At 38.3% G+C, this 15,879-nt stretch carries 14 protein-coding genes; 8 read left to right on the top strand and 6 right to left on the bottom strand.

What is annotated here, in order from left to right:
• Positions 1-133: 133 nt before the first annotated feature.
• Together LC608_RS31605 and LC608_RS31600 are read right to left on the bottom strand one after the other, a co-directional pair.
• Entirely contained in the window at positions 134-874 is a 741-nt protein-coding gene (locus tag LC608_RS31605; RefSeq protein WP_229557340.1) for a hypothetical protein, read from the bottom strand.
• A 1-nt stretch (position 875) separates the two neighbouring features.
• Positions 876-1,283, bottom strand: a complete 408-nt coding sequence (locus tag LC608_RS31600) for a hypothetical protein (protein ID WP_229557339.1) — start codon at positions 1,281-1,283, stop codon at positions 876-878.
• A 144-nt stretch (positions 1,284-1,427) separates the two neighbouring features.
• On the opposite strand from LC608_RS31600, the gene LC608_RS31595 reads away from it, so the two are divergent.
• The 3 genes from LC608_RS31595 to LC608_RS31585 all read left to right on the top strand — a co-directional run bounded on the left by LC608_RS31595 (position 1,428) and on the right by LC608_RS31585 (position 3,975).
• Positions 1,428-1,592 carry a hypothetical protein gene (locus LC608_RS31595; protein WP_229557338.1) on the top strand — a complete coding sequence of 55 codons (165 nt, stop codon included), beginning with the start codon at positions 1,428-1,430 and terminating at the stop codon, positions 1,590-1,592.
• 314 nt (positions 1,593-1,906) lie between these two features.
• Entirely contained in the window at positions 1,907-2,164 is a 258-nt protein-coding gene (locus LC608_RS31590; protein ID WP_229557337.1) for a hypothetical protein, read from the top strand.
• Between the two features lie 338 nt (positions 2,165-2,502).
• Complete coding sequence (locus LC608_RS31585; RefSeq protein ID WP_229557336.1) at positions 2,503-3,975, top strand: hypothetical protein; 1,473 nt, start codon at positions 2,503-2,505, stop codon at positions 3,973-3,975.
• A gap of 492 nt (positions 3,976-4,467) precedes the next feature.
• Here the strand turns inward: LC608_RS31585 and LC608_RS31580 are convergent, their stop codons facing one another.
• The 4 genes from LC608_RS31580 to LC608_RS31565 form a co-directional block, all read right to left on the bottom strand.
• On the bottom strand, positions 4,468-4,731 hold the full coding sequence (locus LC608_RS31580) for a hypothetical protein (RefSeq protein WP_229557335.1): 264 nt from the start codon (positions 4,729-4,731) through the stop codon (positions 4,468-4,470).
• Entirely contained in the window at positions 4,728-6,632 is a 1,905-nt protein-coding gene (locus LC608_RS31575) for a hypothetical protein (RefSeq protein ID WP_229557334.1), read from the bottom strand. The genes LC608_RS31580 and LC608_RS31575 overlap by 4 nt, the downstream gene beginning before the upstream one ends.
• A 64-nt stretch (positions 6,633-6,696) precedes the next feature.
• Positions 6,697-8,586: a hypothetical protein gene (locus LC608_RS31570; protein ID WP_229557333.1), complete on the bottom strand. Its 1,890-nt coding sequence runs from the start codon at positions 8,584-8,586 to the stop codon at positions 6,697-6,699.
• Between the two features lie 996 nt (positions 8,587-9,582).
• Positions 9,583-9,729, bottom strand: a complete 147-nt coding sequence (locus LC608_RS31565) for a hypothetical protein (RefSeq protein ID WP_229557332.1) — start codon at positions 9,727-9,729, stop codon at positions 9,583-9,585.
• An 892-nt stretch (positions 9,730-10,621) separates the two neighbouring features.
• Between LC608_RS31565 and LC608_RS31560 the strand changes: the two genes are divergently transcribed.
• The 5 genes from LC608_RS31560 to LC608_RS31540 form a co-directional block, all read left to right on the top strand.
• A complete protein-coding gene (locus LC608_RS31560) occupies positions 10,622-12,130 on the top strand; it encodes a class I SAM-dependent DNA methyltransferase (RefSeq protein WP_229557331.1) in 1,509 nt (502 codons plus the stop codon).
• Positions 12,127-13,611, top strand: a complete 1,485-nt coding sequence (locus LC608_RS31555) for a class I SAM-dependent DNA methyltransferase (protein ID WP_229557330.1) — start codon at positions 12,127-12,129, stop codon at positions 13,609-13,611. Before LC608_RS31560 ends, LC608_RS31555 begins: the two co-directional genes overlap by 4 nt.
• A 168-nt stretch (positions 13,612-13,779) precedes the next feature.
• A complete protein-coding gene (locus tag LC608_RS31550) occupies positions 13,780-14,109 on the top strand; it encodes a type II toxin-antitoxin system RelE/ParE family toxin (RefSeq protein ID WP_229557329.1) in 330 nt (109 codons plus the stop codon).
• Complete coding sequence (locus LC608_RS31545) at positions 14,102-15,196, top strand: helix-turn-helix domain-containing protein (RefSeq protein WP_229557328.1); 1,095 nt, start codon at positions 14,102-14,104, stop codon at positions 15,194-15,196. The genes LC608_RS31550 and LC608_RS31545 overlap by 8 nt, the downstream gene beginning before the upstream one ends.
• A gap of 20 nt (positions 15,197-15,216) precedes the next feature.
• The coding region (locus LC608_RS31540) for a restriction endonuclease subunit S (RefSeq protein ID WP_229557327.1) at positions 15,217-15,879 on the top strand (663 nt) is incomplete at its 3' end.

The following is a 15,879-nucleotide window of genomic DNA, read 5'->3' as shown; positions in this document are numbered from 1 at the left end:
TCTATGCTGTATTTGCTTAACCCTGCCTTGTGATAACCGACAATTGTCGTAAGCTTGTAGGCTAAAGAGCAGGCTTGCAATGGCTAAGATGATGAATCCTACTTTCTTAGGATTAAACGAGATTGTGTAACCTTCACCCAGCTTTACTGGGTAATGCGAATCTGGATAAAATATTGGCTTTTGAACTTTTGATATTTTGGCGGATACCTCCTATATCCGCTTTGACATTAGTTGAGAAATTTTCTACTTTCTGATTTAACCTAGCCGCCCTATCCGCTATGTGCGATCGCACAGCATCAGTATTGGTGTCTAACGCGCTCTCCACCTCATCAAAACGATGGTCAACATAACCTCTAATTGCACTGGTTACACTGGTTAAAAAACTTGCATAATCATTGAAAATACCATCGACACTATCAGCAACCACTAGACACTCTTGTTCACTCAGTTCAAAACCCAGTGCCAAAGATTGAGTAGATACCAACGCCTGTTTATCAGCATTGGTAACAGCCAGGGATTGACTATTATTAGCTTCTGGAGGTGCGTAGTTTACCGCTATAGGCATCGTGTTTACTTCCTCATCCTCTGTTTCTTCCTGTGCAAAGATTTCAGACTCTTGCTGCTGGGTGAGGGGTTCTTGGACGGGGGATGCATAGTTCACTGGCGCAGGCATTGCGCTTACTATCTCAGTTAATTGGTGGTTTTGGGTGATAGCCTTAATCACTTTTGCACGAACATCACTACTCCAATCAGTTTCGTAGTTTGGGTACAGCTCTAAAATTTTTAATTCAATAACTGTTCCTGAGACTTCTAAAGCATTATTCTTGAGAGTGCGGCGGATAGAGTCTACTTTGTTCTTTAGGTCTTTACCCATGCTATTTATTCCTTGAAATTGCGGTAAAAAATACAACTTTTGAAGCTTGATTTAAGGTATATACACTCTGTTTGCTAAACTGGATATGGGCTTTGTAGAAAGCATTTAGCAGCATTCTGTCTGTTACGTGTGGTTTTATTTCTCTTAAAATATTTAGTAATTCTTCCCCAGTAAATTTGTGTGTTGGGTGACAATTGCTTTGAAAGTCCTCAACTATTTGGATTGCCTTTTTAGTCAGTACTGTTCTGGGGTACTGGGTTTTCAATCTGGCATAGGATTGCACAGATTTTTGGGTAACAACGACTCCTGAACGCTCTAACTCATTTCGGATCTGTCGCCAACGCCTATTGCTAATCTCCCCTGAAATTAATTCAAAAACCTTGCGGTAATAGTCTGCTGATTGCTTCATAAGCGCTCGACAGTAAATTTTGCAATGCAACTGCAAATATCATACTGTAAAATGGCTATGATGGCTATAGTGGCTATGAAGCCATATATAACCAAGGTGGCTAAAGAGGAATAAGATCCTATTTAGCCACTATGTTTATGGAGAATGTCTGACAAAGATAAGGAGCTAGTTCAGGTGCGAATTTCGATTCCAGAACACTACAGGCGATTGTTCAAAGCCCTTTGCACAGAACAGGACACTGATATGAGCAAAAAAATCGCTGAGTATATCCGGGAGGAGTTAGTCAAAGCTGGCAAAATTACTGGTTGAAACGTATGTGCAAGAATTCCATGAATCCTAAGTTGCACTACTGCGACCGCGACAACGAAAAACCAGTACTTCCAGAAGTGCGATCGCGCTTGTCGCCTTGTTTTGGCTGTCGCCTGTATCAATTTTTATGAAGCGTAACTGTCCGGCGACAACTGCGACCCTTATTATGCTTGCATTCCAGGCTGTGAAATATATCTGCAAGGCTATTTTTCAATTAAAAATCTGGGAATTTCCGTAGTTTTGGATCAAAAGTGATCTAATAAGCCATAAACCTAGTAAAGTGTTTATACGTATACTTAAAGTTAAGGAATTAGATGACCGAACGTAAGAAACCTAAACCAGCTACGCGAAGTATAAGGAGCGAGAATAAGGTCAAGAAAAACCTGATGCTGACTCCAACTGCGATCGCAAATATGGAATCGTGGGCTTTTGCGTTAAATCTTAGCCTTAGTGAATATCTTGAAAGGTTCGGACGACAAGAACTTCCCAACGTGATTAGAGTTTCTAATGAGGAGGAAAGCAAATTGCTGGCGGAGTCCTTGGCGGTGCGATCGCTGCAAGACAGGAGTTAATTGCAAATGAGGAGGAGCGCTCAGTAAAAACCGACGTTAAGGAAACAACTTAAATTATTGGAGATGTTTGCAAAAATTTTAGTTGTCAACCAAATTTAACCATTTTAGATTTCAATCAAAAAAAACTGCTTGACAAGTTATTTTTCAGGAATGAGAGACAAAAACACGTTTGCTAATGCTAACAATGCTTTTCACCCAAACCAAAACTTATCAAACAGAAATAAAATACTAGGCTAATTGTAGCACTTGGGTGAATTAGTGTAAGACTTGTATACCAGTCTCTCACTCAGAAAATCTAATTTGTTGGGCAGAAGTCCATCTCACCAAGACTTCTACCAATGTTGAAACAAATTACAAACGAACCTCAAACAGCCAAACAGCAAGCAAAAAACTGGAAATTAATTTACACGCCTGCCTTATCAAAAGTAATGAGGGAACTGGATGTTCACTATCCGGGTGAGGCCACGGTTTTTATAAATCAGCTTGCCTTTTGGATGCAGACTAATTCTGGCCACGTTACTGAAGATGGTAAAAAGTGGATCTACAATTCTTATGCCCAGTGGACTCAAGACCAGATTGAGTCTCTTAGCCCGTGGCAGTTTGGTCAAATGATTAGAGATTTGCAAAGCTTAGGAATTATTGAGAAAGCTTGTTATGCCCATCTAAAAAACCAACTTGTAAATAAACCTTCAAAGCTTTGGCATCCTTACCAAACTCACTCATGGATGACACTTGACCTAGAACGGCTGATGGAGCTAACTGGGTATAATCCAATTGAAGGAAGCTGGAAATCCTTGCCCAGTACCGAAATTGCAAATGCAACAACGGGGGATTGTGAACACAACGACGGGAAATTGCGATCGCAACAACCATCTATATACATAAAAAACTCTATCTCTACTCAAAACGGGAAATTTGAGAAAGAGAAAGAGGAAGATATAAACCAAGAAAACCAAAAGATTGACCTGTCAGCTGAATATGACCCGTGGAGTGATGAACTACCCATAGATATGCACTACGTTGAAAACTTTGAAGAAAAGCCACTCATTGACCACACAGACACTTTTCAGGGCGAATGTTCCGCCGCGCCGCCGGACTTGGAAAATTTAGTTACTGAGCCTAAATATGACTCCGTGCCGGGAGTGGGTTTTAAAAAGAAATCTGATTCACCACCAAAAGCAAAAGACCAAGCGCAGCAAGTTTGGGAGATTGCTCCTAAGCGCCCTTACCCAGTGTTTTTGAATTGGTGGGCAGATAAGAAATACAAGCCTCAAGGTGGTAAATGGGAGAGTGCTGCTGTGTCAAATGCTTACTCAGAATTTTACAAAAACTGCGATCGCACAACTGTAGCAATATTTCCAGAGTTTTTGGAATATATGCAGCAAGTAGCCCAAAACTGTAATCAGCAAATTGCTAATGGGATTAAAGCAATACTCCCCAGTTGCTTTGTAACGATGCCAGAAGCTAATCATCAGAACGTCCGGCAGGTAATGGTTAATATCCAAGAGCTAGTAGATAAGGGTGCAACTGTTGCATTGCCGACGAATTCTGTAACTCCAGCTTGCACCCAGAGCATGAGTTTTGATGCAGCTGCCAATGCCGGAATTATCCAGCCATTGCAAGAATTTATTGCTATTGCCCCGACTCCCGAACCGGAGGTGAGTGCTGATGAGGAACTGCTCAGGATATTGCAAATTAAACAAACTAGCTGGAGGAATGCCCCGGCGCTGCGCGATGGTATTAAACGCTGGGTCGAAAGAACCGCTTGCGTTGTGATGGGTGAGAATGGGCCAGAGTTGCAGTTAGAGTAGTGACTTTTCCCAGTACTGGGAATGGAATTAAATAGCTTTGGAATTACTGCGACATGATTAGTTACATGGCGTGGATCTAGCGAGGCTGTCACTAAGTGCAATCTAGTTGTAAAAAGCTTGTGTACTAAGCCGTAATTTTGTATCGAAGTTAGTGCCTTTCTACTTATCGATGCTATTAGTGTTTTAGCGAATGATATTTAATTAATCATATATATCACCACGACTTGCAAAATTCATGAGGGTAATTTTTCTGCTTTTAATGTCAGGATGATAAATCAATCGATAATCACCTATCCTATAACGCCATAATCCCTTTTTATCAGATGTCAGAGGTTTGATAGTGTCTCCTTTAATAGGCGTATCCCGGCTGTACCCCTAATTAAGTGTACTTTTACCTCTGCTTATTTCTCATTGCAAGACCATCTTGCTTAAAATTACACATATTTCGGCTGTACCCCCTATATCTATCCCAAATTATGATTCAAAGCATATTCAAAACCCTGGATGAAATTTTTCAAGATTAATTTTCTTGGGTTGAATTTGCCAACCTAGGACTTTGATTAAGTCATGTTCACCCAGCTCATTAATTGCAGATATGATCTGCCCTGTCTGTATCCGTTCTCCAATCTCACTTTCAAACCATTGCTTAAACGCATCAATATTTAGCTGTACGCTATTTTCATTACTATATAGGCACAGCCAGCTGTGCAAAAGGCTTGCTTCTTTGCTAAGACGAATTTTTTTTTGACGGCTCATTCCCACCAGTTATCCACAACGCACTCAATCAAATCATAATCACTAGTAACTACATCAGCATAATCATTATCAATTTCGACGCTGTGGCCAAGTAAAGCACTAAATGCATCTTTCTCATCGTGTTTACCTAATTGTCTTAGATGTTTAGCTGCAATATTACGGAATCCATGAGGATTTAAGAATTTGGCTTCTCCAAACAGTGCAAATGTTGTATTTCCCATCACTTGTGAAATTCTTTCACTTACATTACCGTAATGAATATTTTCAAAAGAACAAGCAAATTTTTCGGGATTTGAATGTCCTGTAGAAAAAAATAAGTGATTACAGTTTCTAGCATTTTCTTTAGCTATATTTCTGGCATTTGAACGATTTTGCTTAGCTCTTAATCGAACTTGTAGCGATTTGTAATACTTATCGTCAGGAATACCTTTCATCTCATTTTCTTGAATTTTTCTTTCTAAAGTGGATATAGTTTTTAAACTATATCCCCAGAAAGAAACCCAACTCTCTACGGTTTCAGGTGCTTGAAGAGCAAGAGGACGAATTTCTTCAATCCAAGTTGTTATATCTGCTGTCAAAATATGAGGTAAAGGATAATATCTTGGTTTAAGTTTCTTAGAGGAATTTTTATAGTATTTAATTTTGACTGCATAACGCTCATTACCTTGAGAATCTACAATTAATTTAAGAGTTGTCCCAATTACCAATTTTCTAAGTTCTTCCTGACGAACTGGTACATAAACTAAAAATTTTATCATTAGATAATTTTGCCAACTATTCACAACACTTGACAAATTTCTTATTGATGTCTTCAATGTATCTCTATCTCTATAATATCTTTTAAAAGAGCAGTTATTGTGATAGATGTATTCAACAACCTCCTGAGCTTGCACATGAGATATGTATTTTAAATCCCATTTTTTTTCTTGTATTTTAGGATAATCTTTTTGATAAATATTTGCATACATATTTCTTTGCTCTCTGAGAGAGGTTACTAAAGGGATATCAGACCAATCAATTGTTTGAGATTTTTTAAATGTTTTATATTTAGCTACTGAAACACTTACACCTAAAACTTTTAAAGCTACACTCGTTTCACAAGAGCGATGTTGTATAAGCCAAGCAATATAAGTTTGATAAAAGGATTTTATAGTTATCAAATCAAGATATAAATCTTCTATATCATAGCCTTCAATATTGACACACCAACCAAGAAACCTTAATATATATTCTTTATATTGCAACAAAGTTTTTGTTTCTAATTTTCTAAAAGATGGTGTAAGAGAAGAAGTATTTTTACCAGCTTCTTGTTCTGCTTGCTTTAATCTTTGAATTCTACGTTCTGCTTGACTTTCTACTTTTTCAAAATATATATCTGACAAGTATTGACTATGGCTATTTTGGCTCCAAAACTTTTCATATTCTTTTAAATCTAAGTAGATTTTGGGTGATAAATTTTCTTCTTTAAGTCCATATTCTCTGTTACCATTGTAAGTTTTTGATGGTGTTTTATGAGCATATATTTTAGGAAAAATTTCTAGAAGGGTAATTGTACTTTGCTCTCTATACCAATCTTGAGTTTGCAACCATTTAAAAAATTTAATAATAGCAGAGCGGTAATTTTCTTTTGTGTTTATATTAATGCTGTTATTTTTTAAATGGTTATCACAAGCTTGCTCAAAGGTGTTTAATACTCTTTCTAAAGTAAATTCTGAGAGATTTATATCACAACAAACTTTGTCAAAATTTTCTGTAAAAATTAATGAATTCACTTCATGATTTAAGGTAGGTAATATATAAGACTTTAATGCTATTTTCAAATTATTTATCAATGGGGTATTTTGTATAGATTTTGTATTAGCCCAAATTTTTATTGCTTGTTCTAACGTTTTTATTGACATAAGTAAATCTGGTACAATATTTGTATTTATTAAATTTGTTGAACAATTGGCATTTTTTAGTGGCTTACTCTTCCCACCAGTTATCTATAAAACCTTCAATTAATTCATAATCATCTGTAATAATTTCAGCATAACTATCATCAATTTCAATAGAATGCCCTAAAAAAGCACTAAATGCTTCTATATCTGAATTTTTTCCTAACATTCTCAAATGCTTAGCTGCGATATTTCGGAATCCATGAGGATTTAAGAATTTGGCTTCTCCAAACAAAGCTAATGTTGAATTTGCCATAGCTTGTGATATTTTAACTGAGACAACCGAATGATTTCCCTCTTCAAAAGAAGTGCAAAACTTTTCAGGATAGCTGCGTCCTAGGCGAAAAAAAAGATCATCGCAATTTTTAGCATTATCTTTAGCTACTGGCCACGCCTGAAGTCGGTTTTTTATACCTTTAAATAAGACTTTAAGGTTTTTTAGATAGTCTTGATTAGATACTTTATCACATTCAGCTTTATCTATTCTGCTTTCTAAACGTGACATTTTCTCTAAGCTGTGGCCCCAAAATACTAACCAACTTTCTATAGTTTCAGGAGCTTGGATAGCAAGAGGACGAATTTCCTGAATCCAAGTTGTTATATCGTTAGTTAAGTTATTTGGTAGGGGATAATATCTAGCTTTTCCGGTTATATTAGCATTTTTATGATTTTTTATTTTTACTGCATATCGCGATATGCCTTGATTATCTTGTACCATTTTAATAGTTTTACCGATTTGTAAGTTTCTAAGTTCTTCTTGACGAACTGGTGCATAAACTAATATTTTTATCATTAAATAAATCTGCCATTGATTAACCAAACTTGATAAGGCTCTTTCTTTATATCGAAAATCAAGCGGACTACATTTTTGATATAAATAATCAAGTACTTGCCTAGCCTGTTGATGATTAATTTCTTTAGTTCCCCATTTTTGTTCTTGTATTTTTGGATATTCTTCTTTAGCTAAACTTTCATATAAGCTTATTTGGCTCCTCAAGAATTTTATTAAAGGGATATCAGACCAATCATGTTTTTGTGACTCATTAAATGTTCGATATTTAGCTACTGAAAGACTCACAGCTAATATGTGAGTTGCAATGCTCCAACCACAGTTTCTTTCCTTTACAAGCCAGACAATATAATCGTGATAGAAAGCTTTTCGAGTTATACAATCAAAATACAAATCATTAATATTGTGACCCTCAATATTGACACACCACCCGAAAAACCTTAAAATATGCGCTTCGTTTTCTGATAAATATGATGCAGACAGCTTACTAAAAACAGGCTTAGTACCATAGTTACTTTCTTTGAGTTCCTCTTCTGCTTGTTTTAATCTTTTAGCTTTAACTTCAGATAGAGTGGTGTTTAATTGTTTATGATTTATGGAAATTAAATCCAATTTATAGCTATCTTGGCTCCAAAAATCTTTATAATTTTTCAAATCAAAACGAATTTCTGAAGTTAAATCTGTTTCTTTTATGGCATAGTATCTAGCTCCACTGTATTTTCTTGGTGGTAATGATTTGGCACTAATTCTTGGTGGGCTAATAACTGCCTTAAGAGCATTAGCTTTCTCAATATACCAACTTTGGCTTTCTACCCATTTGCAAAACTTATTGATAGCAGAACGATAATTTCCTTTAGTTCGTGCAGATACTTTCCCTGTTTTAAGGGAAATAGTAAAAGCTTGCTCAAAAGTTTCTAATAATTTTCCTAATTCCAAATCATAAATATTAATTTCATAGCAGAAAGTAGAAAATTCTTTTGCTGAAAGCTGAGCAACATAATCAAAGCCTAAATTAGGCAAAATATAAAGTTTAAATGCACTTTTAAGGAGACTAACTAATCGAGTATTTTGTACATTTTTTCCCTGTCCCCAAACTGCTATGGCTTGCCCTAAACTTTTATTGGACATTTTATACCTAGTTTTATTACTATAATTTATATATCATATTAGTACGAAAAATGGAAGAAGATTCTTACGGTTTAAAGGCTCAGTTGACAGTTAAATTTAAATAAATAATTTGCTAAAACTCTTATATAACAAGCATTTTAATGATTTATTTATGAAGAGAATTTCGTACTAAAAAGAGTACGAAACTGTGTAAGTTTGAAATCCTTATACTGTCGTCTTTATAGGGATTTATTGAATTTTTTAATTTTTGGGCATCGCCAAAATTTTGTACGATAATATCTTTTAAAACCTTTATTTTTATAAGAAAAACTTATTTATTACTGATATCTAGTGCTTTTGTATGGCAAAATTTAAATAAAAAGAAATTTGTCAACTAGTAGAACTACTTAAAAATTTTTTAATAAAAATGTAGAGCGACCCCAAGAACAACCTGACTTTTCCCGTTAAGTCGTGAAACAACGAGATAGCAAGGGTTTCAGGCTATAATTTATTCTCAATAGCTTAATATTAATGACAATAAAGAACGAGATAATGCGGCTTTGGGCTAAAGGTTTAGTTAGCGATCGCTCAATTAATGAGATAACGGGAAAAGTCAGAAGAACAACTTGTGTGTTGGCGAAAATAGAAGGTTCGTGTCACTAGGTGCAGCCTATGGCTATAAACCTTATACAACAACAATTACAGAGATTGGTACGAGATTTAAACGCGATCGCAAAAAGATAAGTTGCACAAATAATTTTTCTAGGGCAGAGACAGTAAAATAACTTTGCCTAAAACGGAGCTTGGAGTATCTGGAAGTGTTTGTTTCAAAGTATTATTGCTCCGTCTTAAAACTAAAAAACATTGCTTAAAAGGAGACAAACTAGGGTTTAAAAACGGTCACATTATCCTTTAAGTGACAGAGTTGCCATTGCGTCTACCACATTTTAATGTCATAACGAAAATGGCTACGGCTATACCAGGGTTAGCGCATCTCAAACCCTATTGACAGGGGGGTTATGGCAGAGGTACTGAGTTTGAGAGAGCCGCAGCCAACACAGAAAGCATATAGCGATCGTTCATAGCTGCTCGTCGTGATTTTTGGCGAATACTGCGACGAAAAGATGATTCTCGCTCTAATGCATTAAGTGTAGCGACCTGCAATTATAAATGCCCAAACCTGCAATCAAGACTTTTTCAAACCAGGATTATTTGCAACTATAATTTCAGTTGAGCCAGGATTAACTGCAACTGAGCCAGGATTATTTGCAACCAACCTGCAATCATCCGTTTCGACCAGGATTAATTGTAAATAAGCCTCAACACTTTACTATGACTAAGTTTTCAATTCTGGCAGGAGTTGGTCAAAAAAATCATTTCAGAATTTGATAAATTAACAATGAAATCTTTACCGAGTTTTTTTACTTGAAAACCAACGGTTTAACGTTCCGAAAGCCTTACCAGTAAAACAGTTAAGAAACCGTTCGTTTTTTTTACTTTTATAGTTGCAGATAATCCTGGCTCAAACCGATGATTGCAGGTTGGTTGCAGATAATGCTGGCTCAGTTGCAATTAATCCTGGCTGAAGCACAATTATAGTTGCAAATAATCCTGGTTTGTAAATGTCTTGATTGCAGGTTTGAGCGATTAGTATTGCAGGTCGTTACAAGTACTTATGCACGATGCGTAAGTCCTAGTTATATTTCAACTCAATATCATTATTCAAATTTATAATTAAATAATTTTTGACCAGAAATCAACATCGCTAATAGGGTGAAACCTTCGAGGTTTCTAGTTTGACTCCTTGGCCTTTACGTGTATGTTTAAGGCAGGAAGTCAATCTCATCCGCTTTCTCTTCTTCAATTTCATATCGGTCATTTCGGGCTAAGTCGTGCTGATACTTAGCAATTTGCTCCTCTTGCTGATTGCGATCGCTACAATCTAGCTACAAGAGAATTAAATAATTTTGCTTTTCTCAGACAAGCACAATACAGCAAACACTTATTGTAATATTGAGTTTCGCTGCTATCGACGACTCTACGCTATCTGCATAACATGATTCAGGGAACGCTTTTTGACTCTTCTATCACCTTAACTGAGTTGTCATCCCATTTATGGGAAGCAGCAAATATCTTGCGTGGAAGTCCTGTGGATCGCACCGACTGGAAGAGTTACATTCTGCCACTGCTGTTCTTCAAACGCATTTGTGATGTTTGGGACGAAGAACGTCAAAAAATGATTGAAGAATACGGAGAAGATTTTCCCGACGAACACCGCTTCCAAATTCCAAAAGATAGTCACTGGCAAGATGTACGTGATGCATCAAGTAATGTGGGTATTGTCTTACAAGATGCCCTGCGTAACATTGAAGTTGCCAACCAGAAACATTTATACGGTGTATTCGGGGATGCCCAGTGGACAAACAAAGAAAAGCTGTCTGATGAACTGTTAAAAGACCTAATTGAACATTTCTCTGCGCTTAACCTCAGTAACAAGCGCGTCCACAACGATGTCATGGGCGATGCTTACGAATACCTGATTAAAAAATTTGCTGATACTACCAAGAATAAAGCTGGGGAATTTTACACACCGCGTAGTGTGGTACAGCTGATGGTAGATATGCTAGACCCCCAAGAAGGGGAAACAGTTTATGATCCAGCTTGTGGTACAGGAGGAATGTTACTGGCTGCTGTTGCCCATGTACGTGATAAAGGGGGAGATGCACGAACATTTTTTGGCAAGTTACACGGGCAAGAGAAGAATTTAACCACTGCGTCAACTGCCCGCATGAATTTATTCCTACACGAAGTCGAAGATTTTGTCATCGAACGCGGTGATACTCTACGTAACCCTGTTTTTACTAACCCCGACACAGGCAGTTTAGCTCAGTTTGATGTGGTAATTGCTAATCCTCCCTTCTCCCTAGAAAAATGGGGACGGGAAGTTTGGGAAACTGACCCTTGGGGACGCGCTTTTGCTGGTCTGCCTACAGATAGTAGTGGTGATTTTGCCTGGGTACAACACATGATCAAGTCAATGGCCAATCCACATGGGCGGATGGCAGTTGTGTTACCTCAAGGTACATTATTTCGTGGTGGGGTGGAAGGACAGATTAGACGCACCTTGCTGGAAATGGACATGATTGAAGCGGTGATTGGACTAGCGCCAAACTTGTTTTACGGCACTGGTTTGGCTGCTTGTATACTGGTACTGCGTCAACGAAAAACTCAAGAACGAGCAGGCAAGGTGTTAATTGTTGATGCCTCAACACTGTTCCGCAAAGGACGTGCCCAAAACTTTTTAGAACCAGAACACGTCGCCGAAATTCTGCGTTGGTATCAAGAATCTACAGATGTAGAAGACCGGGCGCGCCTGGTTTCCCTGGAGGAAATAGAAAAAGAAGGATGGACACTGAACATCTCGCGTTATGTTCTGCCACCAATAGGCGCAGATATTCCACCCTTAGAAGAAGCGATCGCGTCCTTTAAAGATGCTTTGGTACAATGCCGGGAAGCTGAGGAACGTCTACACCAGGTAATGCTGGAAGGGAAGTGGCTGGAGTGAGCGAACATATTACCCAACAAGCCCTAGAGAGTTATCTTTGGGGAGCAGCTACCATCTTGCGCGGGTTAGTTGATGCTGGTGATTACAAACAATACGTCTTTCCCTTGCTGTTTTACAAGCGGCTATCTGATGTTTGGGATGAGGAATTTACCAAAGCACTAGCTGATACAGGTGATGCTAATTATGCCCGTGAAACTGCCAACGATCGCTTTATTATCCCTGATGATGCTCACTGGAAAGATATTCGCATTGTTGCCAAGGATGTTGGTAAAGCTTTACAAACTGCCATGCGGGCCATTGAAACCGCTAACCCTGGTCGCTTAGATGGGATTTTCGGTGATGCCCCTTGGACAAATAAAGAACGTCTCTCCGATTTTGATATTAAAGAACTGGTTGAACATTTATCCACTGTAGTATTGTCACTAGCAAATGTTCCTGAAGATGAACTAGGTAATGCTTATGAATATCTGATTAAACAATTTGCTGATGACAGTGGACATACAGCCCAGGAATTTTACACCAACCGTACAGTTGTACATTTAATGGTGCAAATGCTTGCACCTAAATCAGGCGATCGCATTTATGATCCTACCTGCGGTACAGGGGGAATGTTGATTTCGGCATTAACTGAGGTGAAGCGCACAGGTGGAGAACACCGTACCCTCAAACTTTACGGGCAGGAACGAAACCACATGACCGCTTCCATTGCCCGCATGAACTTGGTACTACACGGTGTAGATGATTACCAAATTATGCGCGGTGATACCTTGGAACATCCTGCTTTTACTGAAGATGACCAACTGCGAACTTTTGATGTAGTTCTCGCCAATCCGCCCTACTCCATTAAACAGTGGAACCGGGAAGCGTTTCAAAGTGACCCTTGGCAGCGTAACTTTTTAGGGACACCACCTCAAGGAAGGGCTGACTATACGTTTTTTCAGCACATTTTAAAAAGTCTTGACCTTACAACGGGACGCTGTGCAATTCTCTTCCCGCATGGGGTGCTGTTCCGCAAAGAAGAAGCCCAGATGAGGCAAAAGCTGGTTGAGGCTGATTTGGTGGAATGTGTCCTTGGCTTAGGGCCAAACCTGTTTTACAACTCTCCAATGGAAGCTTGTATTATTATTTGCCGTACCCGTAAGCCTCCAGAGCGGCAAGGACGGATTTTATTTATTGATGCAGTGCATGAAGTAGCCCGTATGCAGGGGCAAAGTTTCCTAAAACCAGAGCATCAGTCACGTATTCTCAGCACATATCAAAGTTACAATTATGACCCTGGTTTTGCTACAATTGCTACCTTAGAGGAAATCGCTACCCAGGATTACAGCTTGTCCATCCCGCTTTATGTGCGGCGAACAACAGCCAATAATCAAACCGAGGAAGTAAAGACGCTGGCTGAAGTTTGGGCAGACTGGGAACAGGGCAGTAGAGCCTTTTGGCTAGAGATGGATGCCTTAGTTGATATGCTGGATTCATTGTAAAGTAATTTGTTTACCATTTTGGTAAAGTATTGGCTAACATAACTAATTTAACTAGACTAGAAAAAATTTATTTACCAAAACGGTAAAGCATTAATTGATATGATATGTTCTCTGAACATAACAAATTTGTTTACCAAAATGGTAAACTTGTACTAGTGTACGTAACGCATGGAAATCACTTTCGCAGATAGCAAACTGCAAAACCTATGCGAGCAACAAAACGTAGCGCAAAGAAAATTGGGTGCAAAGTGTGCCAAAAAATTGACAACCCGATTGGCCGACCTTGGTGCTGCTAGTTGTGTCATAGAATTAGTTACAGGTCGTCCTCATCCCTTAAAAGGAGATAGAGCAGGTGAATTTGCAGTAGACCTAGAAGGTGGTAAACGACTTGTATTTAAGCCTGATAACGACCCCATTCCCCTTAGCGAGGATGGAAGTATTGATTGGTCAAAAGTTACTGCTGTTTGTATTGTTTTCATTGGGAATTACCATGACTGAGACAACCCGAACATTCACTCCAGATTGGGTATCTCCTCCCGGTGATACCATCGCTGATTTATTAGAAGAGCGTGATTGGACGCAAGTACAGTTAGCAGAGCGATTAGGCTACACCACGAAACATATTAGCCAGTTGATTAATGGCAAAGCACCTATTAATGAAGAAACAGCCCTGAAGCTAGAACGGGTTTTAGGAAGTACAACAGCATTTTGGCTCAGTCGTGAGGCCCAATATCGCGCTGGTTTAGCACGAATAGAAGAGGAAAACCGCTTAAAGGGGTGGACATCTTGGTTAGATGAGTTACCAGTCAAAGAATTGATGAACCAAGGTGTAATTCCCAAGTGCCATTTAACTGCCAAGAATAAACCAGCTTTGGTAAAAAAGTTATTGCAATTTTTCGGTGTTGCCTCGCCGGAAGATTGGCAGAATTACTATGTAGGTATGGAAGTTGCCTTTCGTCGTACTCGCCAAGAACAAAGTGATATTGGTGCTATTTCTGCTTGGTTGCGTTTGGGTGAAATAGAAGCAGAAAAACGAGACTGCTCCAAGTACAGTAAACCAAAGTTTGAAAAAGCAGTGCAGGAAATTCGTTCTTTGACGGTGTTACCACAAGAGGAATTTGAACCACAGATACAACAGTTGTGCCAAGAAGCTGGGGTTGTGCTTGTTTTAGTACCATCAATTAAGCGATCGCACGTTAGTGGTGTAGCAAGGTGGTTAAATCCCCATAAGGCACTGATTCAACTTTCGCTTTACGGTAAAACCAATGACCGCTTCTGGTTTAATTTCTTCCATGAGGCAGCACACATCCTACTACATGATAAAGAAAATATTTTTCTCGATGAATGGGATAGTGGGGAAAGTTTGGAATCGGAGCCAGAACATGAAGCAAATCAATGGTCGCGGGAATTTTTAATACCACCTGAGTACGAAGGAGAATTAACGCAACTTAAATCTAAAAATGATGTGATTGATTTTGCAGAGCGTATCGGCATCCATCGCGCTATTGTTGTAGGTCGGCTGCAACATGATAATTTAATTCCTCTTTCTTGGATGAATAGTTTCAAGGAGAGTTTTTGTTTTTAAATGGGTAGACTAAGTACAAGATGATACAAGCTGATACGTTAAAACCAGGGTGGCAGATTTGGCGGTTTGATGAAATGGCAACCAATGTTAATGACCGCATTAATGATCCAAGTAAATCTGAAACTGAATATTATGTTGGTTTGGAACACCTTGACTCTGATTCCTTAAAAATTCGACGTTGGGGTTCTCCATCTGATGTTGAAGCAACTAAATTATGTTTCCGTAAAGGAGATATTATTTTTGGTCGTCGTCGTGTTTATCAGCGTAAAGTTGCAGTAGCAGATTTTGATGGAATTTGTTCTGCTCATGCTTTAGTTCTTCGTGCCAAGCCAGAAGTTATTCTTCCAGAGTTTTTGCCGTTCTTTATGCAAAGTGACCTTTTTATGGAACGTGCAAAAGCCATTTCAGTTGGCTCTTTATCTCCTACTATTAATTGGAAAACACTCGCTAAGGAAAAATTTGTCCTACCACCGCTAGAGGAACAGAACAAGATTGCTAACTTGTTAGCTACAGCTAATGAAACGTTATATGCCCAACAGAAAGCTTTAACTCAAATAGAAATTCTCTACGATTCCTTCCTTCAAGATATGTTCATCAATTACTCATCAGTGGGCAATCTGACAAAAATCAAAAATGTTTGTCAGGAAATAACTGTAGGAATCGTAGTAAATCCATCTAAATAT

The sequence above is a fragment of the Nostoc sp. XA010 genome, from assembly GCF_020829625.1.
Classification (GTDB): domain Bacteria; phylum Cyanobacteriota; class Cyanobacteriia; order Cyanobacteriales; family Nostocaceae; genus Nostoc.
This window is presented reverse-complemented; position numbering and strand designations above follow the sequence as displayed.